A 20006-nucleotide genomic window follows, 5' to 3' on the forward strand; every position below is an offset into this window, starting at 1 on the left:
GTCGGCTCATCCGGCGTCGGGCCGCAGGAGCTCCGCGATCCGTGGGGCGACCAGGCGCAGGGCCCGGCCACGGTGGGAGACGGCGTCCTTGTCGGGCGGGTCCAGCTCGGCGGTGGTGTGGCCGGGGAACTCCTCGGCCTCGAACAGCACGTCGTACCCGAACCCGCCGCTCCCCCGCGTCTCACGGATCACGCGGCCGTCCATCCGGCCCTCGACCACCAGGTCGTCGCCGTCAGGGACGCAGAACGCGACCGCGCAGGCGAAGTGCGCGCCACGTCGTTCGTCCGGCACGTCCGCGAGCTGCTGGAGCAGCAGGGAGTTGTTGCGCTCGTCGGACTTGGGCTGGCCCGACCAGCGGGCGGAGAGCACTCCCGGCATCCCGTTCAGTGCGTCGACACAGAGCCCGCTGTCGTCCGCGACCGACGGGAGGCCGGTCGCAGCCAGGCCGGCCCGCGCCTTGAGCAGGGCATTGCCCGCGAAGGTCGGCTGGTCCTCCACCGGCTCGTCGTACGCCGGCACGTCGTCGAGGCCGAGCACCTCGACGTCGTGCAGGTGCTCGGCCAGGATGCGTCGCATCTCCTCGAGCTTCTTGAGGTTGCGGGACGCGAGGAAGATCCGGGCCACGCTCAGCCCTCCAGGGCCTGTTGCTGGAGCCGGGTGAGCTCGGCACAGCCCTCCGCGGCCAGGGCCAGGAGGGTGTCGAGCTCGGTCCGGTCGAACGGCGCGCCCTCGGCCGTGCCCTGCACCTCGACGAACCTCCCGTCGCCGGTCATCACGACGTTCATGTCGGTCTCGGCACGCACGTCGTCGTCGTAGTGCAGGTCGAGACGCGGGGTGCCGTCGATGATGCCGACGCTGACCGCGGCGACCGACCCGGTCAGCGGCTCACCGGCCAGCGCCCCCTGGGACCGCAGGTGGCCGACCGCGTCGGCGAGCGCGACGTAGGCACCGGTGATGGCGGCCGTGCGGGTGCCGCCGTCCGCCTGGAGTACGTCGCAGTCGAGGACGATGGTGTTCTCCCCGAGCGCCTTGTAGTCGATGACCGCACGCAGGGACCGGCCGATCAGGCGAGAGATCTCGTGGGTGCGGCCGCCGATCCTGCCGCGCACGGACTCGCGGTCGGAGCGGGTGTTGGTCGAGGCCGGGAGCATGGCGTACTCCGCGGTCACCCAGCCGAGGCCCGAGCCCTTGCGCCAGCGCGGCACCCCTTGGGTGGCGGACGCCGCACAGAGCACGCGCGTGCGGCCGAACTCGACGAGCACGGAGCCGGCGGCGTGGTCGAGCCAGTGGCGGGTGATGGTGATGGGGCGAAGGGCGTCGTCGGCGCGACCGTCGCTGCGCGCGGGAACAGAGGATCCGGGGGTATCCATGGGCGAGACCCTAGCCAGGTGCGCCGACCGGGGACCTACTTGACCTCGGCCCGCTGGATCCGCCACAGCCCGATCAGCAGCGGGATGACCAGCCAGACGATGCCGCTCACCACGATGTGGGCCCACTGGGAGCCCGTCAACGGCATATCGTATAGCTCGTTCTGCGCGGTCTGGAAGTCGAGCCAGTCGACCACGTGGTCGAACCACGACATCAGCGCGGCTCCCAGGGCGAACAGCCCCGGAAGGACCCACTTGTAGACGAAGAACACCACGATCGCGGCCGGTGTGTTGAGCAACAGACAGGCCAGGGCGAAGCCACCCAGCATCGCGAACGTCTGGGTGATCAGGAAGCCGAGGAAGCCGGTCCAGCCGAAGGTCCAGTCGATCGGTCCCTGCATGACTCCGTAGAGGAGGTTGCACACCAGACCGACCACGAGCGCGAACACGATCACGAACCCGGTCAGCGCCATCCCGGCCAGCATCTTGGCCATCACGATCCGCATCCGCCGCGGCTCGAGGCTGAACGTCGTCATCGCGGTGCGTTGGCTCCACTCGCTGGTGACCAGCATGATGCCGAGCACCGGCAGCAGGATCGAGCAGACGAACGCCGAGGCGGCCACGAAGTCGCCGTACGACGCTGCCTCGTCCTGGGCGACCACGACCCATAGGAAGATCGTCTCGGCCACCAGGGCGAAGCCCACCGTGACGCCGACCAGCCAGCGGCCGGCCCGGGTGTCGACGGCCTTGCGCAGCTCGACCCGGAACAGCCGGGTGAACGGGATCCCTGCGGTGCCGGAGACGTCGAGGGTCACCGGCGCGACCGCACTCACTTGACCTCCGCTCGCCGGATCCGCCAGATCCCGATGGCCAGCGGCACCACCAGCCAGATCAGGCCGGCGACGATCAGGTGGGCCCAGCCTCTCCCGTGGATGGTCGCGTCGATGAGGTCGTTCTGGTCGTTGTTGAAGTCGATCCAGGGCTGGAGCTTGGCGAACCAGTCCATCAGGCTGGCGGCGATCTCAAACAGCCCAGGGAAGACGAACGAGTAGACGAAGTAGGCGACGATGCCCGCCGGCGAGTTCAGGAAGAGCGCGCCGAACGCGAAGCCCGTGGCCATCCCGAACACGTAGAGCAGCAGGTAGAAGGCGGCGTACTTGGCCGGGCTCCCCCACACCACGGTGTCGCCGGACAGGGCGCCGTACACGACGTTGGCGAGCGAGCCCAGGATGAGCCCGATCACGAGCGCGAGGACGGAGATGACCAGGATGCTGACGAACTTCGCGGCCACGACCCTGACCCGGGACGGCTCCAGGGTGAAGGTCACCATCGCCGTGCGCTGGCTCCACTCGCTGGTCACCGAGAGCACCCCGAGCACGGGCAGCAGGACGCCCATCGGGGTGTTCATGCCCTGGAGGAAGTCGAGGAACTTCGGGTGCAGGCCCTGACCGAGCACCACCGAGAGCTGGATGATCAGCACCAGCAGGGTCAGGGCGGCGATCGAGATGAGCAGCCAGCGGCCGGCGCGGGTGTCGGCCAGCTTGCGGAGCTCCACCCGCACGAGCCGTCCGAAGGGGACGGCCGGTGTGTTCGAGACGTCGAGCGTCGTGGGTGCGGTCGCGACGCTCATGCCGGCACCTCGCTCGTGGCCTCGTCCGGCAGGGTGTCGCGCTGGGTGTCGGCGGTGAGCTCGAGGAACAGGTCCTCGAGGCCTCCCTCGTTGCCCGCGCGCAGGTCGGTGAGCACGATCTGTCGCTCGGCGGCGACGCGGCCCACGTCGACCGGCTCGGCGTTGACCCGGAGGCCGGCGCCGGCCGGGTGGACGGGCAGCCCCTTCTCGGTCAGCGCCTCGGTGAGCTGGTGGTTGTCGAGGGCGGTGACCAGGGTCGTCGCCACACCGCCGGTCGCGTCGCGGAGCAGCTCCTCGCGGGTGCCCCGGGCCACGATCAGGCCGTTGCCGATCAGGATCATCTCGTCCGCGATCTGCTCGACCTCGTGGAGCAGGTGGCTCGACAGCAGCACGGTGCCGCCCTGGTCGGCGTACCCCTTGAGCAGGCCGCGCATCCAGCGGATGCCGGCAGGGTCGAGACCGTTCGCAGGCTCGTCGAGGATCAGCACGCTGGGGTCGCCGAGCAGCGCGTGCGCGATGCCGAGGCGCTGTCGCATGCCGAGCGAGTAGTTGCGCACGCGACGCTTGGCTTCGCGGGCGTCGAGCGAGACCAGGTCGAGCATCTCGTCGACCCGCTGGCCCGGCAGGCCCATGGTCTGGGCACCGATCTCGAGCACCTCACGGCCGGTGCGACCCGCGTGCTGGGCGGACGCGTCGAGCAGGACGCCGACGTGCCGGCCGGGGTTGGGGATGTTCTTGTAATGAAGCCCTCCGATCGTCACGTCACCGTGGGTCGGAGGGGTGAGCCCGACCATGACCCGCATGGTCGTGGTCTTGCCCGCCCCGTTCGGGCCGAGGAAGCCGGTGACCGTACCCGGCCTGCACTCGAAGCTGATGTCGTCGACGGCGATGAAACTCCCGTAGGCCCGAGTGAGCCCTTCCACCTTGATCATGGGCACCACCCTGCCACCTCGCACCACCCGTGACATGCATCGGCAGGCTGGCTCCGGGAAACCAAAGTAGGGGTCGGCCGCCTCCCGACGGCCGCTGCCCGGACCGACCGCGGCTCCTACGATCATCTCGTGGAGCACGCCTCGCCCGACCTCTACCAGCCGCCTCTGACGCGGTGGGGTCATGTCTGGCGTACGGCGGTCATGCTCCTGGTCTCGATCATCACCTCCATCAGCCCGCTGCCGGTCGCCTGGCGGAAGGACCACTGGCTGGTGGTCGCGGACCTCCTGCTGGGGCTGACCGGGTTCGTCCTGGTCTGGTTCCGTCGTCGCTACCCGATGCCCGTCGCGACCGTGATCACGGTCTTCGGGTTCATCAGCTCGACCGCCTCTGGGCCAGGCGTGCTGGCCGCGGTCTCACTCGCGACGAGACGCGTCTGGTGGCAGCTGGTCGTGATCGCCGCGATCAACATGGCCGCGTCGTACACCTACAACATGATTGTGCCCACGCCGGACAACGGCCCGTGGTGGGTGAACCTGCTGGTGGTCGTCGTGGTCTCGGTCGCGATCCTCGGCTGGGGCGCCTACATCGGCTCGCGGCGGGAGCTGCTCTGGACACTGAAGAACCGCGCCGAGCGTGCCGAGGCGGAGCAGGAGCTCCGCACGTCGCAGGCGCGGGCGAACGAGAGGGCGAGCATCGCTCGGGAGATGCACGACGTACTGGCCCACCGGATCTCCCAGGTCTCGATGCACGCCAGCGCCCTGGCGTTCCGCACGGACCTCGATGCCGACGAGATGCGCGCGAGCGCGACGATCATCCAGGACACCGCCCACGAGGCTCTGGCGGACCTGCGCAGCGTGCTCGGCGTACTGCGTGACCCGGAGACCGGCAAGCCGCTCGAGCCGCCCCAACCGACGTACCGCGACCTCGAGCCACTGATCGAGGCGGTGCGGTCGGCGGGACTCAAGGTCAGCTACGACGACCGACTCGGCGGCGCGGCTTCCGAGCTGCCGGACGTGATCGGCCGTACCGTCTATCGGATCGTCCAGGAGGGCATGACGAACGCCGCGAAGCATGCCCCGGGCACGTCCCTCCTGATCGTCGTCAGCGGGTCGCCCGACGAAGGTGTGACCGTCGAGCTCCGCAACCCGCTGGGGCTCCGCGCCGGGTCGACGCCGGGGGCCGGCCTCGGTCTGGTCGGGTTGACCGAGCGGGCCGAGCTCAGAGGCGGACGGCTCGAGGGGCGCCGCGAGGACGGCGCCTGGGTGCTGCGCGGCTGGATCCCGTGGGCGGCGTGACCGGCTCATGATCGATGTCCTCGTCGTAGACGACGACCCGTTGGTGCGGTCCGCGCTCGGGCTGATGCTCGGCGGGCAGCCCGACGTCCGCGTGGTCGGTGAGGCGGCCGACGGACGAGCGGGCATCGACGCCGCGCAGGAGCTGCGTCCCGACGTTGTCCTGATGGACATCCGGATGCCGGTGCTCGACGGCCTGGCCGCGACCATCGAGCTGCGCACGCACCCCGACCCACCGCACGTGATCGTGCTGACCACGTTCGACGCCGACGACTACGTCCTTCGGGCGCTCGCCGCCGGCGCGGACGGCTTCCTGCTCAAGGACACGCCGCCCACGGAGATCCTGCAGGCCATCCGGCGGGTCGCGGACGGCGATCCGATGCTGTCCCCCTCGGTCACCCGCAGCCTGATCAAGCAGGTGGCGCCCCCGGACAGCTCACGCGCGAACCGGGCGCAGGAGCGGCTGTCGTGCCTGACCGAGCGAGAGCGCGACGTGGCCCTCGCGGTCGGGCGCGGGCTCAGCAACGCCGAGATCGCCGCCGAGCTCTACCTGTCGGTCCCGACCGTGAAGGCGCACGTGTCCCGGCTGTTCGAGAAGCTCGACGTGACCAACCGGGTGCAGATCGCGATCGTGGTCCACGACGCCGGGATGATCTGACGCCTCAGACGTCGAAGACCGCGCCGGGCTCGGCTGCGAGGAGCTCGCCGTGGTACGCCGCGGCCGCCTCGGCGACCATGTCGGCGATCCGGTACCACGGGGGCACGTGTGTCAGCACCAACCGGGGTACGCCGTTGCGGGCGCCGATCTCACCCGCCTCACGCCCGGTCAGGTGCAGGTCGTCCGGGTTGGTCTCGCCGTGCCGGAACGACGCCTCGACCAGCAGCAGGTCGGCCCCGGTGGCGAGCTCGTCCAGGGCAGCGCACATCCCGGTGTCTCCGGAGTAGGCCAGCGTGCGACCGTGCGCGGTCACCCGCAAGGCGTAGGCGGGCACCGGGTGGGCCACGCGTAAGGGCTCGACCAGGAACGGGCCGAGCTCGACCGGTCCGGCGTACTCACGGAAGTCGAACTCCCTGCTCATGCCGGGATCGGGCAGGTCGTAGGCGTCGGCCATCCGCTGGGCGACGCCGACCGGGCCCCAGACCGGGATGCGCGACAGGGCGCCGCCGGGGTGGTACTTGCGCAGCACGTAGTAGCCGCACAGGTCCAGGCAGTGGTCGGGGTGCAGGTGGCTGAAGAACACACCGCGCACGTCCTCGGCTGCGGCGTACTTCTGCAGGGGGCCGAGCGAGCCGCTGCCCATGTCCAGGAGGATCCGCCAGGTCGCGCCGTCGGCGTCCTCGGCCTCCAGCAGGTAGCAGCTGGCAGCTGAGTCCGGGCCGGCGAACGAGCCGGAGCAGCCGATCACGACGAGCCGCATCCCGGTCACGCCAGGCCCCCGGCGAACTGGGCGGCCATCGCGAGCTCGGGGCCAAGGAAGCGTCGCCCGATGTGCTCGAACTCGTCGGGCGTCCCCGTCGTGAGGAAGCGGTACGACGCGTCGCCGCCGGCCCGCATCAGGTCGCTCGACGCGAGGAGCTTGTAGACGTCCTTCGCGCACTCCTCGGCACTGCTCACGAGGGTGACCGCGTCGCCCATCACGAAGGAGATGATCCCGGTCAGCAGCGGGTAGTGGGTGCAGCCCAGGATCAACGTGTCCACGTCGGCCTCGACCAGCGGGTCGAGGTACTCGTGGGCCACGGCGCGGAGCTCCTCGCCACCGGTCACTCCGGCCTCGACGAACTCGACGAACCGTGGGCAGGCCCGCGTGGAGAGCTCGACGTGCGGGGCGGCGGCGAACGCGTCGTCGTACGCCAGCGACTCGGCGGTCGCGCGGGTGCAGATGACGCCGATCCGGCCGTTGTGGGTCGCGGCGACCGCGCGGCGGGTGGCCGGCAGGATCACCTCGACGACGGGTACGTCGTACCGCTCGCGCGCGTCGCGGAGCATGGCCGCGCTCGCGGAGTTGCAGGCGATCACCAGCGCCTTCACGCCCTCGGCGACAAGGTGGTCGAGGCACTCCAGTGCGTACTCGCGCACCTCGCCGATGGGTTTGGGGCCGTACGGCTGGCGCGCGGTGTCGCCGAGGTAGACCAGGGACTCGTGTGGCAGCTGGTCGATCACGGACCGGGCCACGGTGAGCCCGCCGAAACCGGAGTCGAAGATGCCGATCGGCGCATCGAGCGGCGGGCGGGGCACAGTCGCACAGGTTAGGTGGTCAGCACCCGTGCGCGCAGTAGGACGCGACTCACGTCACGCGGCTCAGCCGAAGAGCTTGCCCTGCGGCGGGCCGAACTGCGGGTCGACCCCGTCGAACAGGCTGCTCACGGACTCGCCCGCGTGGACCCGGGCGATCGCCTCGGCGAACAGGCCGGCCACGCTGCGGACCTCGAGCTCCGGCCAGTCGATGGGAGCCGGGACGGTGTTGGTCGCGACGACCTCGGTGATCATCGGGTGGTGGCGGAGCCGGTCGACGGCCTTGCCGACGAACAACCCGTGCGTGCACGCGACGGCGGCGCCGGTGCACCCCTCCTCGGCCAGCCGGTCGAGGAGCTCGACGATCGAGCCACCGGTGGCGATCTCGTCGTCGAGCACGATCGCGCGCTTGCCCGCCACGTCGCCGACGATGGAGTCGATCACGACGCGGTCGTCGGCGAGGCGCTGCTTCGAGCCCGCCGCGACACCGACGCCGAGGAGCCGCGAGAACTGCGTGGCGGTCTTGGCATTGCCGAAGTCCGGGGACACGACGATCGCGTCGCTGAGGTCCTGGGCCAAGAAGTGCTCGGCGAGGATGCCGATGGCGGTCAGCTGGTCGACGGGGACGGAGAAGAAGCCGTGCACCTGCGGGGCGTGGAGCGTCATCGTCATGACCCGGTGGACACCGGCGGTCGCCAGCATGTCGGCGACGAGCCGGCCACCGATGGAGATGCGCGATGCGTCCTTCTTGTCCGACCGGGCGTAGGAGTAGAAGGGGATCACTGCGGTGATCGAGGCCGCGCTGGCGCCTCGGGCCGCGTCGATCATCAGCAGCAGCTCCATCAGGTGCTCCTGCGTCGGCGGCACGAGCGGCTGGACGATGTAGACGTCGCGCTGCCGGCAGTTCGCCTGGAGCTGGGCCTGGAGGCAGTCGTTGCTGAAGCGGGTCATCTCGACCGAGGACAGCGGGACCTCGAGGTCGTCGCAGATGGCCTGGGCCAGCGGGCGGTGGGCGGAACCACTGAAGACGACGACGGGGGTGTCGGGCACGGGCACTCCAGAGCTGGGCCGGTCAGTCGGGGCCAGCGTAGCCCGGCACACGCGGCCAGGGACAGGGTGGACTCTCGAGCTCACGCCCAGAGCTGACCCTCGAGCCGCGCCTCGGCCTCGTCGATGGTGCCCTCGTAGGCACCGGTCGACAGGTACTTCCACCCACCGTCGGCCACCACGAACGCGATGTCGGCGCGCTCACCGGCCCGGACCGACTTCGCGGCCTGGGCGAGGGCGGCGTGCAGGATCGCCCCGGTGGAGATGCCGGCGAAGATCCCCTCGCCGTCGAGCAGCTCGCGCACCCGGCGCACGGCGTCGCGCGGACCGACCGAGAACCGCGCGTCGATGAGGGTCTCGTCGTACAGCTCCGGCACGAAGCCCTCGTCGAGGTTCCGCAGCCCGTAGACCAGCTCGCCGTACCGGGGCTCGGCCGCGATGATGCGGACCTCCGGCTTGTGCTCGCGGAAGAACCGGCCGACGCCCATCAGGGTCCCGGTCGTGCCGAGGCCGCCGACGAAGTGGGTGACAGTCGGCAGGTCGGCGAGGACCTCGGGGCCGGTGGCCTCGTAGTGCGCGAGCGCGTTGGCGGGGTTGCCGTACTGATAGAGCATCACCCAGTCGGGGTGCTCGGCGGCGATGCCCTTGGCAACCCGGACGGCCTCGTTCGAGCCGCCGGCCGCCGGCGAGGAGACGACCTCGGCACCCCACATCCGCAGGAGCAGGCGGCGCTCCTCGGAGGTGTTCTCGGGCATCACGCAGACGAGCCGGTAGCCGCGCAGCCTCGCGACCATGGCCAGCGAGATCCCGGTGTTGCCGCTGGTCGGCTCGAGGATCGTGCAGCCGGGGCGGAGCCGACCGTCCTTCTCGGCGTGCTCGACCATCGCAAGAGCCGCCCGGTCCTTGATCGAACCCGTCGGGTTGCGGTCCTCGAGCTTGGCCCACAGACGAACGTCGGGGCTCGGCGACAACGTCGGCAGGCCGATCAGCGGGGTCCCGCCGACGGTGCTGAGGAGGTCGTCGTACCGCATGACGAGCGCGGTCAGCCGCCGGCGACGGCCGGGAGTACGACGACCTGGTCGCCGTCGGTGACCGGGGCGTCGAGGCCGCCGATGAACCGGACGTCCTCGTCGTTGACGTAGACGTTGACGAAGCGGCGCAGGTCCACCGATCCGTCCTTGGCCTCGACCAGGCGATCCTTGATGCCGGGGTGGTTCGACTCGAGGTCGTCGATGAGGGCGCTCAGGCTGGCGCCGTTCGCCTCGACCGCCTTCTGGTCGCCGGTGTATGTGCGCAGGATGGTGGGGATCCGGACCTCAACGGCCATCGGGGACTCCTTGACTGGTGGGTGCTGGGGGCAGTGCGTCCACGACCGAGACCTCTTCCTCGCTCACCTCGCCGTCGACGATCCGATACGACCTGAACTCCACCGGACCCTCGTTATTCCCGTGCTCGCGGGTGCCGACCAGCACGTAGTGGGCACCGGGCTCGTTGGCCAGACCGATGTCGGTGCGACTGGGGTAGGCCTCGGTGGCGGTGTGTGAGTGGTAGACCACGACCGGCTCCTCGTCGCGGGCCCAGAGGTCCTTGTAGAGCGCGAGCAGCGCGGTCGAGTCGAACTCGTAGAACGTGGGGCTGCCGGCCGCGTTCACCATCTCGACGAGGCGCTCGGGGCGCTCGCTTCCCTCTGGGCCGGCGACGATGCCGCAGGCCTCGTCGGGGTGGTCGCGCTTGGCGTGCGCGACGATCCCGTCGTACGTCGCGCGGTCGATGGTGAGCACGTGGCCAGGGTACGGGCGGCTAGAGCTCCGCCCGGCGCCGGACCAGCTCCTTGGGAACGCCACCGAGGCCGAGCCGGTAGCAGGTGTGGTCGGCGTGCTCGGCGAGCGTGTCCCACAACGACTTGTGCGCGGCCCACGGCAACGGATCGGCACCGCGGTACCAGCTGTCGCCGAAGGAGATCCACACCGCTGCCCAGTCCGCAGCACAGTCCCACGCTCCCCGACTGGCCTCGACCAGGCGCCGACGGATCTGGAACGCCATCCGCGGCCCGTCGGGGCAGTTCGGCGTGGTGGCGATCGGCCAGACCCACAGGTCGAGCCCGGCCAGCTCGAGCTCGAGCTCACGCAGGATCCGCGGATCGACCAGGACGGTCGCCACGTTCACGTGTGGCCGGCGCATCCCCACACGCTAGCGACGGACCCCCATAGAGGGCAGCGGTGTCGCTGGATGGGCGGGGGCCCGATCGCGGCACATCGGTGGGGTCGGTCGCGTCGGAGTCGACCGCACCCACGAAGCGACCTCCTCGACCGACGGCACACCTGTATTGACGGCATCCGCCACGGACGGGCCAGCCTCTCTCAGCGGAGGAACCGGGCGGCCAGCTCGTCGGAGAGCGCTGCGTCGATCCGGCGCCACATCTCCGCGCCCACCCCGTGGGCGGCCAGGTCGTCGCGGCGTACCCAGGCGACAGCGCTCGACTCGTCGTCCGCGACGTAGGGCTCACCAGCCACCCAGGTGCAGGCGAAGGTGAGGTCGAGGTACGTCGCGAGGTCGCCGTTGGCGTGCGTGATCGGGCCATGGGCCCAGGACGAGGCGAGCCGGTCGACCCGGGCCGTCACCCCGGTCTCCTCGAGCACCTCGCGCTCGGCCGCTGCCGCGGGCTCCTCGCCCGGATCGGGGATTCCTGTGACCGGCGTCCAGGCACCGTTGTCCGCACGCTGCACGAGCAGGATCTCCTCGCCGCGCCGCACGACCGCGGTCACGCCGGGCAGCCACAGGTGTCGATGCCCGACGATCTCGCGCAGCTCGACGATGAAGTCAGGTATCGGCATGCACCGAACCCTAGAAGCACGGCGCCCCGGGACCGTGGGTCCCGGGGCGTCGTGAGGTTGCAGTGGATCAGGGCAGGAAGTACATCGGGTTCGGGATCTTGTACGTCGTGTCCGCGAACCCACCCTTCAGGTCGCTGAACTGGTCGCCGAAGTTGGCCACGATGTTGTAGCCGAGCGACTCGATGTGCTGCCGGGTCATCGACTTGTACTGGATGGTCGTGCAAATGAACTTGGTCGCGTTCGGGTCGGTAGGCGTCGGGGCGGGCACCACGCAGCTGCTCAGCCACGGCTCGGTCTGGGCCGTCGCGTCCTTGAGGTACACGTGGGTGGGGTCGATCGTGTAGCCGGCGTCGGTCAGGTTGTCGAGCGTGCCCTGGACCTGCGAGATCGGACGACCGGTCAGGAAGAACACCGAGTAGCCGTGCGCGATCGCCTTCTTCTCGAGTGCCACCATGCCCGGGACCGCCGGGAAGATGCTGGCCAAGCCGGCGTTGACGAAGTAGGCGTTCGTGCCGGGGTTGTAGACGAAGTTGCTGTAGATCTCGTAGCTGTAGGTGTTCAGCGTCGTGTCGTCGATGTCGAACAGGATCGCCTTGTGCGCGTCCTTCTTGTGGTGGTGGACCAGGGCCTTGCCGGCGCGGTTCGCGATCCGCTCGACCTCGTGCGCGTAGGCGCTGTCCGGGCTGAACTGGTGGAGCTGCGTGGTCGCCTTGTCTCCCAGGACGGCGGCATCCTGGCCGTCGGGGACCGGGTCGTTCACGGTCGTGAGCGTGTCGCCGTAGTAGGCCTTGATCGCGGTCTTGACCTGGTCGATGTTCTGGATCTGGTTCGCGCTGGTCGGGTTGGCCGGCGGCGCAGGCACGGAATGGTGTCCGTGGTCGGCGATGGCGAGACCCGGCACGGCGAGGGCCATGCCGGCTGCGGCAGACGCGATCGCGATGGTGGCGGTTCGCGCCGGCCGAGAATGACGCAGGGAGAGCTTCACGGGTGTGTCCTCCGATGTGTGAATGGTCGGAGGTCATCGGAACATGGAGGGGTGGCCCTCGACAAGAGTGTCGACCGGGTCAATGCCGCTCAAATGCCCGCTCAATACCCGCTCAATGCAGGGCGTCGACCAGGGTCTCCTGGAGCGCGCCGATCCACTCGTAGATGTCGTGCGCCTGGGAGCGCGGGTCGTCGTCCGGGAGAGCCCGCCAGAACGCCTCGTCGTCCTGCTCGACCTCGAGGCGCGTCGCCAGCGCGAGCCGCAGGTCGGTGAGGGACTTCAGCCAGAGCAACGCGGCCGGCTCGTCGAGCTCGACGTCGATGACGACCTTCTGGTCACCGAGCTCCGGTGGCAGGCCGGCCTCCTCCAAGGTGTCGATGATCGTCGCCGCTCCGGCCGCCTTGCCGTCGCGCAGGCTCCCCTCGGTGAAGCGCCGGAACTCCGCTGCCGCCTCCGCGTTCTCGACGTACGCCGTGGGGAAGAGGCGGGCGAGCACCGGGTCCTCGGGCTCCGTGGTCGGTCCGTCGAAGCTCAGCATCGCCTCCAAGGGGTCGGCATGCTCGCGCGGGACGGCGGCCTCGTTGCGCAGCAGCTCGACCAGCTGCGAGGCCAGCGAGCGCAGCAGGTCGGCCTCGAACCCGGAGAAGGTCGCGATGATCCGCCCGCTGCGCCGGTGTCGGGTGAAGCCGCTCATCTACTGCTTCTCCAAGGTGGCCCAGAGCCCGTACTCGTGCATCGCCTGGACGTCGCGCTCCATCTCCTCGCGCGTGCCGTTGCTGACGGCGGACTTCCCGTCGTGGTGCACCTCGAGCATCAGCTTCTCGGCCTTCTTCTGGTCATACCCGAAGTACGTGCGGAAGACGTAGGTCACGTAGCTCATCAGGTTGACCGGGTCGTTCCACACGATGGTGACCCAAGGCTTCGCGGTGAGCGTGATCTCGTCCGGCGTGAGGTCCGGCTCGACCTCGACCGGGCTCGTGGTCGCCATTCGCCCATGGTGGCACAGCGCGGGGGTCCGACCGGGTCCTACGCTGGCCTCGTGCGCGCGTCGACGGCCCTGCTGACCGACCACTACGAGCTCACCATGCTGCAGGCCGCGCTGGGGTCGGGCACCGCGCACCGACGCTCGGTCTTCGAGCTGTTCCCGCGGCGCCTCCCGGAAGGGCGGCGGTACGGCGTGGTCGCCGGCGTCGGCCGGGCACTGGACGCGCTCGAGGACTTCCGGTTCGACGACGAGGTGCTCGCGGTGCTCGAGAATGTCGTCGACGAGCCCACGCGCAGCTGGCTCTCGACGTACCGCTTCACAGGCGACGTCTGGGGGTACGCCGAGGGCGAGACGTACTTCCCCTACTCGCCCCTCCTGATCGTCGAGGGCAGCTTCGCCGAGGCGGTGCTCCTCGAGACGCTGCTGCTGTCGGTCTACAACCACGACTCGGCGATCGCATCGGCCGCCTCGCGGATGACCCAGGTCGCCGGTGACCGGCCGTGCATCGAGATGGGGTCACGACGTACGCACGAGGAAGCAGCGGTCGCCAGTGCCCGCGCGGCGTACGTCGCGGGGTTCGCGACCACCTCGAACCTGGCCGCCCGCGAGCGGTACGGCGTCCCGTCGGCCGGCACGAGTGCGCACAGCTTCACGCTGCTGCACGACACCGAGGCCGACGCGTTCCGGGCACAGGTGACCTCCCTCGGCACCGGGACGACTCTCCTGGTCGACACCTACGACATCCGCGAAGCGGTCGCGTTGGGAGTCGAGATCGCCGGCACCGGGCTCGGCGCCGTACGCATCGACTCCGGCGACCTCGGCGTGCTCGCCGGCGAGGTGCGCGCCCAGCTCGACTCGCTGGGCGCGACCGGGACCCGGATCGTCGTGACCAGCGACCTCGACGAGTTCGCGATCGCCGCGCTCGCGAACGCGCCCGTCGACGCGTACGGCGTCGGCACCCAGCTGGTCATCGGGTCCGGGCATCCGACCTGCGGCTTCGTGTACAAGCTCGTCGCGCGCGAGGCCGACGACGGCGACCTGGTGTCGGTGGCGAAGAAGAGCACCGACAAGATCTCGATCGGGGGCCGCAAGTACGCGTTGCGCCGCCGGTCGCCCGGGGGCGTGGCCGAGGCCGAGGTGATCGGCATCGGGGAGGCGCCGACCGACGACGGGGACGACCGAGCTCTGCTGGTGCCGCTGGTGCGCAACGGGGAGGTCGTGGGCCGGGAGGCGCTCGACGAGGCTCGCACCCGGCACCAGGCATCGCGTGCCGAGCTGCCGCGGGCCGCCCAGCAGATGTCGCGCGGCGAGCCCGTCATCCCGACGATCCACGAGGGGCCACGTGGCACACCTGACCTGTGACTTCTTCTCCGAGGTTCTCGAGGCGGGGCCTCTGGGACGCCATGATCGCCGACGTGATCGCCTGGCTCCCGCTGCCGCGTGACTGACGTGCCTCGATAGCCTGAGCACATGACCCGGGCGCTGATCGTGGTGGACGTCCAGAACGACTTCTGTGAGGGCGGTTCGCTGGCGGTCGAGGGTGGGGCCCGGGTTGCCAGCGACATCGGTGAGCTGCTGCACCACTGGGCCCGCGGCGACGACCAGGCTCCGGCGTACGACGTCGTGGTGGCGAGCAAGGACCACCACATCGACCCCGGTCACCACTGGTCCGCCGACCCCGACTTCGTCGACTCCTGGCCGGTCCACTGCAGGGTCGGTACCGACGGCGAGGCGTTCCATCCCAACCTCGACCCGCAGCCGTTCGACGCGATCTTCCTCAAGGGCACCCACGAGGCGGCGTACTCCGCGTTCGAGGGCAGGACCGTGGACGGCGCCGTGCTGGCGGACTGGCTACGGGCCAAGCACGTCGACGAGCTCGACGTCTGCGGCATCGCCACCGACTACTGCGTGCGCTCCACCGCGCTGGATGCGCGCCACGAGGGCTTCGCGACCCGCGTCCTCGGCTTCCTCTGCGCGGGCGTGGCTCCCGAGTCGACGGAGAAGGCGCTGGTGGAGATGGAGCGGGCCGGCGTCACCCTCGCCTGAGCCCCGGCGAGCGCTCAGCCACCCCACTTCTCGGCCAGCGTCCGGATCACGTTGAGGTTGCGGTTGGTCGCGACCCCCAGGTGCTTCTCGACGACGGCGTTGCCGAGCGTGGCCGTGTGGTACTCCTGCCCGAGCAACAGGTGGGCACCGCGACCACGGATGACCGCCCGCTCCCCGGCCTTCCCGGCCTCGTCGAGCCTCGTCGCCGCCGCTGCGCTCGGCGCCTTCTTCAGCAGCGAGACGTAGTACCGCCCGTCGTGCCCCTCTCCCAGCTCGACGGCGTCGGCGGCGATGTCGCGAAGCTCCTTCTGGGTCAGGGCGATCGTCGGCACCTCGAAGCCGGCCTCCTCGACGAACGCCTTCTCGAGAGCCGCCTCCACCTTCGTGGGGCTCCGCATCGACGTGGTCACGCGGACGTTGCCGCTGTTGATGTAGGTCTCGACGTCGGTGAAACCGGCCGACTCGCACGCCCGGACGATGGCCGCCCTGGAGAACTTGCGCGTCGCGCCCAGGTTGATCGCCCTCAGGAACGCGATGTACGTCGGCATCCCGTCATCCTGCCCGAGCCGCGCCGCACGAGGAACGCGCCCGAGCAACGCGGCCTCTGGGTATCCTGCGCCAATGCCGACCGACCTCGAGGTGCAGAGCAGTGAGCTCGTCGTGCAGGCCGCCCGCCTCGTGCGCGCCGTACGCCGTCGGGTCGGCCACCCCGCGGGCATCCGGATCCTGGCCCTGCTCGAGGAGCTCGGACCGCTCGGGGTGACCGCGCTGGCCGAGGCCGACCGCTCGTCACAGCCGACCGTGTCCGGTGCCGTGAGCCAGCTGGTCGACGAGGGGTGGGTGGCCAAGGACTCGGACTCCAGCGACGCCCGGCGATCCGTCGTCCGGCTCACCCCGCGGGGAAGCCAGCGGCTGGCCGACGCGCGCCGCGAGAACGGCGCCGCCGTCGCCGAGCGGCTGGCCCGGACCGGGCACTCCGTCGACGACGTGGCGCACGCCGTGGCGGTCCTCCGCGACGTGATGGACGAACAGCTCTGACTGCTAGGTGACGGTGATCGGCATCCCGTTCGACACCAACCTCCAGTCGACCGAGGCGAACTGCGACGGGTCGATCGTCTGGTGGGCGGTCACCCAGTCGATGAGCAGCTGCCGGATGTCGATCTGCCGGTTGTAGACGACCGGCGCGGTGCTCACCGCGGGGAACCCGCCACCTCCCGACTGGCGGTAGTTGTTGACCGCCAGGGCGAACTGGGCGTCCGGAGCGACCGGCGCTCCGTCGTACGCGAGGTTCTTGACCCGTGAGCCCACCGCCTGCGCGATGTCGACGTCGTAGGTCAGCCGCGCGTCGAGGCCGGCGATGCTGTCGAAGTTGTAGTCCGGGGTGCCGTTCGGGGCGTTCGGGGTCACCGCGTTGGTGACCTGGTCCATGGTGAACGGCCCGGTCCCGCTGACCTGCTGGAAGTACTGCATGGAGTACTCCAGGTAGTCCTGGACCTGCTGGCCGGTGACCTTCACCCCGAGCAGTGTGTTGTCGTAGATGTACAGACCCGCCACGTCGCGCACGGTCACCTGCCCCGAGGGGAAGGACGCCTGCCGGTTGAACGGCGCCGCGATCGACAGCACGGGCAGCGACGCGTCGGGGCCGGTGAGCCCCTGCTTGACGGCGTCGGCCTGCACGTAGTTGATGAAGTCGATGATCGGGACGTCCTCGACCGGCGCCCGCGCGGCCAACATCTCCTGGGTCGAGGACCCGATCACCGAGTTGACGTAGCCGATCACCTCGTGGTGCTGCTTGCGCACCGCCCTCTCGACCTGGTGATCCATGTCGACCGTGTTGGAGTTCAGCGTCTGCGAGTGTGCACGCAGCACCCGCCAGCCACCGCGGTGACGTTCGAGGTGGAGATCCATCACCGCCAGGCGCATGCCCCAGTAGTCGGGCTCGCACAGCAGCACACCCTGCCCGGTCTTCTGGTTCGCCACGAACCTCTCCGGGATGTCGACGTGCGCGTGCCCGACCAGGATCGCGTCGATGTGGGGGACCCGCTCGGCGACGAGCGACGAGGCGTTCTCCGGGTACGGCAGCGCGTCGCCGTACGACGAGGAGGTGTCGGCCCCGGAGTGGGCCGACACGATCACGAGGTCGCAGCCCTTCTTCTTCAGCCGGGGCACCCACTTCTCGGCCTGCTCGACGAGGCCGGGGAACTCCATCCTCCCGGACACGTTGGCCTTGTCCCAGATCGCGATGCCGGGGTTGGTGAGCCCGAGGACACCGACCTTGAGGTGGGGGCCGTGCGGCACCCGGAACTTCTTGATGATGTACGGCGGGAACACCGGCATCCCGGTCGCCGGGTCGACGGCGTTGGCGCCGAGCAGCGGGAAGTCCAGCTGGGACTCGAACGTCCGCAGCAGCGGGATGCCGTAGTTGAACTCGTGGTTGCCCAGGGTGGCCGCGTCGTACCCGATCAGGTTCATGGCGTTGGCCATCGGATGCTTGCCGCCGTCGGTGATCGGCTTGACCTTGGCGAAGTAGTACGCCAGCGGTGTGCCCTGGATGATGTCGCCGGCGTCGAGCATCAGCAGCGGTTCGCCCTTGCGCTCGGCCCGCATCGCCTTGATCAGGGTCTGCACCTTGGCGATCCCGATGTCGTTGTGTGCGGCGTCGTCGTACTCGGCGTTCTTGTAGTAGTCCCAGTTGAAGACATTGCCGTGCAGGTCGGTGGTGCCGAGCACGGTGAGCCGCAGGTGACCGGACCGGTGGCGATCGTGATGACCGCCCTCCGCGGCGGCGGGGTCGGCGACGTAACCGGCGGCGGTGAGGGCGGCGGCGCCGGTGAGGACACCGCGACGCGAGGGGGTGGCTGTTGACATGACCGAGAACCCTTCCGAGACGTGGGAACGCCAGTTCTACCCGATGGCCGCCGCCCGGAGTGACACGGGTCACCGGAATCAATCCGGTAATCCATAGGTTGCCTATGTAGAATCGTGCCGCCGTCCGAGAGGAAGTCCGTGTCCAGCCACGTCCACGAGTCCCATGAAGCGCCGGTCGAGTCCGGCTCGTTCTTCTCCCAGCCACGCGCGGTCTGGGCGGTCGCCTTCGCCTGCGTCATCGCATTCATGGGCATCGGCCTGGTCGACCCGATCCTGAAGGACATCGCGGTCAAGCTGAACGCGACACCGAGCCAGGTCTCGCTGATGTTCACCAGCTACATGGCGATCATGGGCGTCGCGATGCTGGTGACCGGCGTCGTGTCGAGCCGGATCGGGCCGAAGCGCACGCTGCTGTCGGGCCTGGTCCTGATCATTCTCTTCGCCGCCCTGGCCGGCTCGTCGAACAGCGTCGGCGCCGTGGTCGGCTTCCGTGCGGGCTGGGGGCTCGGCAACGCGCTCTTCGTGGCCACGGCGCTCGCCACCATCGTGATGTCGGCGACGGGTGGCACCGCCCAGGCGATCATCCTGTTCGAGGCCGCGCTCGGGATCGGGATCGCATCGGGGCCGCTGGTCGGCGGCCTGCTCGGCGAGCACTCGTGGCGCGCGCCGTTCTACGGCGTCTCCACGCTGATGGTGATCGCACTGGTGGCCACCGCGTTCTTCCTGCCCAGCACTCCCCCGACCGGACGGCGTACGTCGCTCGCCGACCCGTTCCGTGCCCTGAGCCACAAGCCTCTGCTGCTGACCGCCCTCACGGCGGTCTTCTACAACATCGGCTTCTTCACGATCCTCGCCGCCGGGCCGTTCGCACTCCCGGACTCGGGGATCATCCAGATCGGCTGGATCTACTTCGGCTGGGGCGTGCTCGTCGCCCTCACGTCGGTGTTCGTGGCGCCCCGCATCCAGCGCTGGGTGGGCACCATCCCGGCCGTGATCGGCACCCTGGTCCTGTTCATGCTCGACCTGCTGATGATGGCGGTCTTCGCCGACCACCAGGCGGTCGTGATCGTGGGGATCGTGCTGTCAGGCGCCTTCATCGGCACCAACAACACCCTGATCACCGAGGCGGTGATGGGTGTGGCGCCGGTCGAGCGCCCGGTGGCCTCCGCGGCATACTCCTTCGTCCGCTTCTGCGGCGGCGCGATCGGCCCCTACGTCGCGCTCAAGCTGTTCGGTCTGCCGCCGGACGTGCACGTGCACGCGCCGTTCGTCTTCGGCGCGGTGATGGTGGCGGTCGGCGTCGTGATCATGGCCGCCGGCTCGGGGGTACTGACCCGGGCGCTGGAGGGCACCCACGCGTCGCGCGCCGAAGAGGCCGAGGCCGTGCTGGTCGGCGACTTCGACTGATCGATCAGCTCACGGACTCCGCGAACGCCAGCGCCTCGCCGTTGATCGCGGCCGAGTCGGCGATCTCCAGGCACGGGTAGACGTGGAACTCGAACCACGGCGTGAACGGCGCGGTGTCTCGGGCGATCTCGGTGGCGTCGTCGGTCTCGACGACGGCGAAGCCGCCGTGGCCGTCGATCCTGCCGAGGAAGGCCTGGAAGTGCTCGGGGTGCGACGGGGACCACTTGCCGAACACCTGGAGCGACCGTTTGGCCGACTCTTCGGTGAGGTTGGGGAGGTTCTCCCAGGTGATGACGTACTTCATGCCGCGCTCCTTCCGGTGCGTGTGGAAGCAATCGACGCTAGACCTCTGGACCCGCGAGCGCATGACGTGTCTGGG

The 20006-nt window shown here is 69.8% G+C and carries 25 protein-coding genes; 6 read left to right on the forward strand and 19 right to left on the reverse strand.

Annotated elements, in window-relative coordinates:
• Positions 1 to 6: 6 nt before the first annotated feature.
• Genes rdgB through VGJ24_RS07680 form a run of 5 tightly spaced genes read right to left on the reverse strand, consistent with a single transcriptional unit; the run spans position 7 to position 3929 of the window.
• The gene (gene rdgB, locus VGJ24_RS07660; protein WP_331499928.1) at positions 7 to 624 is read right to left on the reverse strand and encodes an RdgB/HAM1 family non-canonical purine NTP pyrophosphatase; all 618 of its coding nucleotides are present in this window, start codon (positions 622 to 624) and stop codon (positions 7 to 9) included.
• Between the two features lie 2 nt (positions 625 to 626).
• Positions 627 to 1370: a ribonuclease PH gene (gene rph, locus VGJ24_RS07665; protein WP_331499929.1), complete on the reverse strand. Its 744-nt coding sequence runs from the start codon at positions 1368 to 1370 to the stop codon at positions 627 to 629.
• A gap of 35 nt (positions 1371 to 1405) precedes the next feature.
• Positions 1406 to 2200 (reverse strand): ABC transporter permease, encoded by a 795-nt coding sequence (locus tag VGJ24_RS07670; RefSeq protein WP_331499930.1) that lies wholly within the window; start codon positions 2198 to 2200, stop codon positions 1406 to 1408.
• Positions 2197 to 2997, reverse strand: a complete 801-nt coding sequence (locus tag VGJ24_RS07675; RefSeq protein WP_331499931.1) for an ABC transporter permease — start codon at positions 2995 to 2997, stop codon at positions 2197 to 2199. Before VGJ24_RS07675 ends, VGJ24_RS07670 begins: the two co-directional genes overlap by 4 nt.
• The gene (locus tag VGJ24_RS07680; RefSeq protein ID WP_331499932.1) at positions 2994 to 3929 is read right to left on the reverse strand and encodes an ABC transporter ATP-binding protein; all 936 of its coding nucleotides are present in this window, start codon (positions 3927 to 3929) and stop codon (positions 2994 to 2996) included. Before VGJ24_RS07680 ends, VGJ24_RS07675 begins: the two co-directional genes overlap by 4 nt.
• Positions 3930 to 4058: 129 nt before the next feature.
• On the opposite strand from VGJ24_RS07680, the gene VGJ24_RS07685 reads away from it, so the two are divergent.
• Positions 4059 to 5225 (forward strand): sensor histidine kinase, encoded by a 1167-nt coding sequence (locus VGJ24_RS07685; protein WP_331499933.1) that lies wholly within the window; start codon positions 4059 to 4061, stop codon positions 5223 to 5225.
• Between the two features lie 7 nt (positions 5226 to 5232).
• Positions 5233 to 5880, forward strand: a complete 648-nt coding sequence (locus VGJ24_RS07690; RefSeq protein WP_331499934.1) for a response regulator transcription factor — start codon at positions 5233 to 5235, stop codon at positions 5878 to 5880.
• A 4-nt stretch (positions 5881 to 5884) separates the two neighbouring features.
• On the opposite strand, the gene VGJ24_RS07695 is transcribed toward VGJ24_RS07690, so the two are convergent.
• The 11 genes from VGJ24_RS07695 to clpS form a co-directional block, all read right to left on the reverse strand.
• Complete coding sequence (locus VGJ24_RS07695) at positions 5885 to 6640, reverse strand: MBL fold metallo-hydrolase (protein WP_331499991.1); 756 nt, start codon at positions 6638 to 6640, stop codon at positions 5885 to 5887.
• A 5-nt stretch (positions 6641 to 6645) separates the two neighbouring features.
• Entirely contained in the window at positions 6646 to 7458 is an 813-nt protein-coding gene (gene murI / locus VGJ24_RS07700) for a glutamate racemase (RefSeq protein WP_331499935.1), read from the reverse strand.
• A 63-nt stretch (positions 7459 to 7521) separates the two neighbouring features.
• A complete protein-coding gene (locus VGJ24_RS07705; RefSeq protein WP_331499936.1) occupies positions 7522 to 8505 on the reverse strand; it encodes a ribose-phosphate diphosphokinase in 984 nt (327 codons plus the stop codon).
• Positions 8506 to 8585: 80 nt separating this feature from the next.
• Positions 8586 to 9533, reverse strand: a complete 948-nt coding sequence (locus VGJ24_RS07710) for a PLP-dependent cysteine synthase family protein (RefSeq protein WP_331499937.1) — start codon at positions 9531 to 9533, stop codon at positions 8586 to 8588.
• A gap of 11 nt (positions 9534 to 9544) precedes the next feature.
• Entirely contained in the window at positions 9545 to 9829 is a 285-nt protein-coding gene (locus tag VGJ24_RS07715; protein WP_331499938.1) for a MoaD/ThiS family protein, read from the reverse strand.
• Complete coding sequence (locus tag VGJ24_RS07720; RefSeq protein ID WP_331499939.1) at positions 9819 to 10283, reverse strand: M67 family metallopeptidase; 465 nt, start codon at positions 10281 to 10283, stop codon at positions 9819 to 9821. Before VGJ24_RS07720 ends, VGJ24_RS07715 begins: the two co-directional genes overlap by 11 nt.
• 19 nt (positions 10284 to 10302) lie before the next feature.
• Positions 10303 to 10683, reverse strand: coding sequence for a hypothetical protein (locus tag VGJ24_RS07725; RefSeq protein ID WP_331499940.1), 381 nt, complete (start codon positions 10681 to 10683; stop codon positions 10303 to 10305).
• A gap of 179 nt (positions 10684 to 10862) precedes the next feature.
• The gene (locus VGJ24_RS07730) at positions 10863 to 11336 is read right to left on the reverse strand and encodes an NUDIX hydrolase (RefSeq protein ID WP_331499941.1); all 474 of its coding nucleotides are present in this window, start codon (positions 11334 to 11336) and stop codon (positions 10863 to 10865) included.
• A gap of 67 nt (positions 11337 to 11403) precedes the next feature.
• Positions 11404 to 12321, reverse strand: a complete 918-nt coding sequence (locus VGJ24_RS07735; protein ID WP_331499942.1) for an HAD family acid phosphatase — start codon at positions 12319 to 12321, stop codon at positions 11404 to 11406.
• Between the two features lie 112 nt (positions 12322 to 12433).
• The gene (locus tag VGJ24_RS07740) at positions 12434 to 13015 is read right to left on the reverse strand and encodes a DUF2017 domain-containing protein (RefSeq protein ID WP_331499943.1); all 582 of its coding nucleotides are present in this window, start codon (positions 13013 to 13015) and stop codon (positions 12434 to 12436) included.
• Positions 13016 to 13309 (reverse strand): ATP-dependent Clp protease adapter ClpS, encoded by a 294-nt coding sequence (clpS, locus tag VGJ24_RS07745; protein ID WP_331499944.1) that lies wholly within the window; start codon positions 13307 to 13309, stop codon positions 13016 to 13018.
• Between the two features lie 6 nt (positions 13310 to 13315).
• On the opposite strand from clpS, the gene VGJ24_RS07750 reads away from it, so the two are divergent.
• Both VGJ24_RS07750 and VGJ24_RS07755 read left to right on the forward strand, forming a co-directional pair.
• A complete protein-coding gene (locus tag VGJ24_RS07750) occupies positions 13316 to 14668 on the forward strand; it encodes a nicotinate phosphoribosyltransferase (protein WP_414691049.1) in 1353 nt (450 codons plus the stop codon).
• A gap of 108 nt (positions 14669 to 14776) precedes the next feature.
• A complete protein-coding gene (locus VGJ24_RS07755; RefSeq protein WP_331499946.1) occupies positions 14777 to 15352 on the forward strand; it encodes an isochorismatase family protein in 576 nt (191 codons plus the stop codon).
• 14 nt (positions 15353 to 15366) lie between these two features.
• On the opposite strand, the gene VGJ24_RS07760 is transcribed toward VGJ24_RS07755, so the two are convergent.
• A complete protein-coding gene (locus VGJ24_RS07760; RefSeq protein ID WP_331499947.1) occupies positions 15367 to 15900 on the reverse strand; it encodes a DUF1697 domain-containing protein in 534 nt (177 codons plus the stop codon).
• Positions 15901 to 15973: 73 nt separating this feature from the next.
• On the opposite strand from VGJ24_RS07760, the gene VGJ24_RS07765 reads away from it, so the two are divergent.
• Positions 15974 to 16390, forward strand: coding sequence for a MarR family winged helix-turn-helix transcriptional regulator (locus tag VGJ24_RS07765; RefSeq protein WP_331499948.1), 417 nt, complete (start codon positions 15974 to 15976; stop codon positions 16388 to 16390).
• A 3-nt stretch (positions 16391 to 16393) separates the two neighbouring features.
• On the opposite strand, the gene VGJ24_RS07770 is transcribed toward VGJ24_RS07765, so the two are convergent.
• Positions 16394 to 18220, reverse strand: a complete 1827-nt coding sequence (locus VGJ24_RS07770; protein WP_331499949.1) for a bifunctional metallophosphatase/5'-nucleotidase — start codon at positions 18218 to 18220, stop codon at positions 16394 to 16396.
• A gap of 138 nt (positions 18221 to 18358) precedes the next feature.
• Here VGJ24_RS07770 and VGJ24_RS07775 point away from each other — a divergent pair, with 138 nt between their 5' ends.
• Positions 18359 to 19627, forward strand: a complete 1269-nt coding sequence (locus VGJ24_RS07775; protein ID WP_331499950.1) for an MFS transporter — start codon at positions 18359 to 18361, stop codon at positions 19625 to 19627.
• Between the two features lie 4 nt (positions 19628 to 19631).
• On the opposite strand, the gene VGJ24_RS07780 is transcribed toward VGJ24_RS07775, so the two are convergent.
• Positions 19632 to 19931 carry a DUF3303 domain-containing protein gene (locus VGJ24_RS07780; RefSeq protein WP_331499951.1) on the reverse strand — a complete coding sequence of 100 codons (300 nt, stop codon included), beginning with the start codon at positions 19929 to 19931 and terminating at the stop codon, positions 19632 to 19634.
• Positions 19932 to 20006: the final 75 nt, after the last annotated feature.

This window comes from Nocardioides sp., from assembly GCF_036493135.1.
Lineage (GTDB): Bacteria > Actinomycetota > Actinomycetes > Propionibacteriales > Nocardioidaceae > Nocardioides.

Bases quoted from the DNA above. Each gene is read 5' to 3' on its own strand.
- rph (WP_331499929.1), bottom strand. From the start codon at position 1,370: ATGGATACCCCCGGATCCTCTGTTCCCGCGCGCAGCGACGGTCGCGCC.
- VGJ24_RS07675 (WP_331499931.1), bottom strand. From the start codon at position 2,997: ATGAGCGTCGCGACCGCACCCACGACGCTCGACGTCTCGAACACACCG.
- VGJ24_RS07680 (WP_331499932.1), bottom strand. From the start codon at position 3,929: ATGATCAAGGTGGAAGGGCTCACTCGGGCCTACGGGAGTTTCATCGCC.
- VGJ24_RS07690 (WP_331499934.1), top strand. From the start codon at position 5,233: ATGATCGATGTCCTCGTCGTAGACGACGACCCGTTGGTGCGGTCCGCG.
- VGJ24_RS07695 (WP_331499991.1), bottom strand. From the start codon at position 6,640: ATGCGGCTCGTCGTGATCGGCTGCTCCGGCTCGTTCGCCGGCCCGGAC.
- VGJ24_RS07710 (WP_331499937.1), bottom strand. From the start codon at position 9,533: ATGCGGTACGACGACCTCCTCAGCACCGTCGGCGGGACCCCGCTGATC.
- VGJ24_RS07715 (WP_331499938.1), bottom strand. From the start codon at position 9,829: ATGGCCGTTGAGGTCCGGATCCCCACCATCCTGCGCACATACACCGGC.
- VGJ24_RS07725 (WP_331499940.1), bottom strand. From the start codon at position 10,683: ATGCGCCGGCCACACGTGAACGTGGCGACCGTCCTGGTCGATCCGCGG.
- VGJ24_RS07730 (WP_331499941.1), bottom strand. From the start codon at position 11,336: ATGCCGATACCTGACTTCATCGTCGAGCTGCGCGAGATCGTCGGGCAT.
- VGJ24_RS07740 (WP_331499943.1), bottom strand. From the start codon at position 13,015: ATGAGCGGCTTCACCCGACACCGGCGCAGCGGGCGGATCATCGCGACC.
- clpS (WP_331499944.1), bottom strand. From the start codon at position 13,309: ATGGCGACCACGAGCCCGGTCGAGGTCGAGCCGGACCTCACGCCGGAC.
- VGJ24_RS07750 (WP_414691049.1), top strand. From the start codon at position 13,316: ATGGTGGCACAGCGCGGGGGTCCGACCGGGTCCTACGCTGGCCTCGTG.
- VGJ24_RS07755 (WP_331499946.1), top strand. From the start codon at position 14,777: ATGACCCGGGCGCTGATCGTGGTGGACGTCCAGAACGACTTCTGTGAG.
- VGJ24_RS07760 (WP_331499947.1), bottom strand. From the start codon at position 15,900: ATGCCGACGTACATCGCGTTCCTGAGGGCGATCAACCTGGGCGCGACG.
- VGJ24_RS07765 (WP_331499948.1), top strand. From the start codon at position 15,974: ATGCCGACCGACCTCGAGGTGCAGAGCAGTGAGCTCGTCGTGCAGGCC.
- VGJ24_RS07770 (WP_331499949.1), bottom strand. From the start codon at position 18,220: ATGTCAACAGCCACCCCCTCGCGTCGCGGTGTCCTCACCGGCGCCGCC.
- VGJ24_RS07780 (WP_331499951.1), bottom strand. From the start codon at position 19,931: ATGAAGTACGTCATCACCTGGGAGAACCTCCCCAACCTCACCGAAGAG.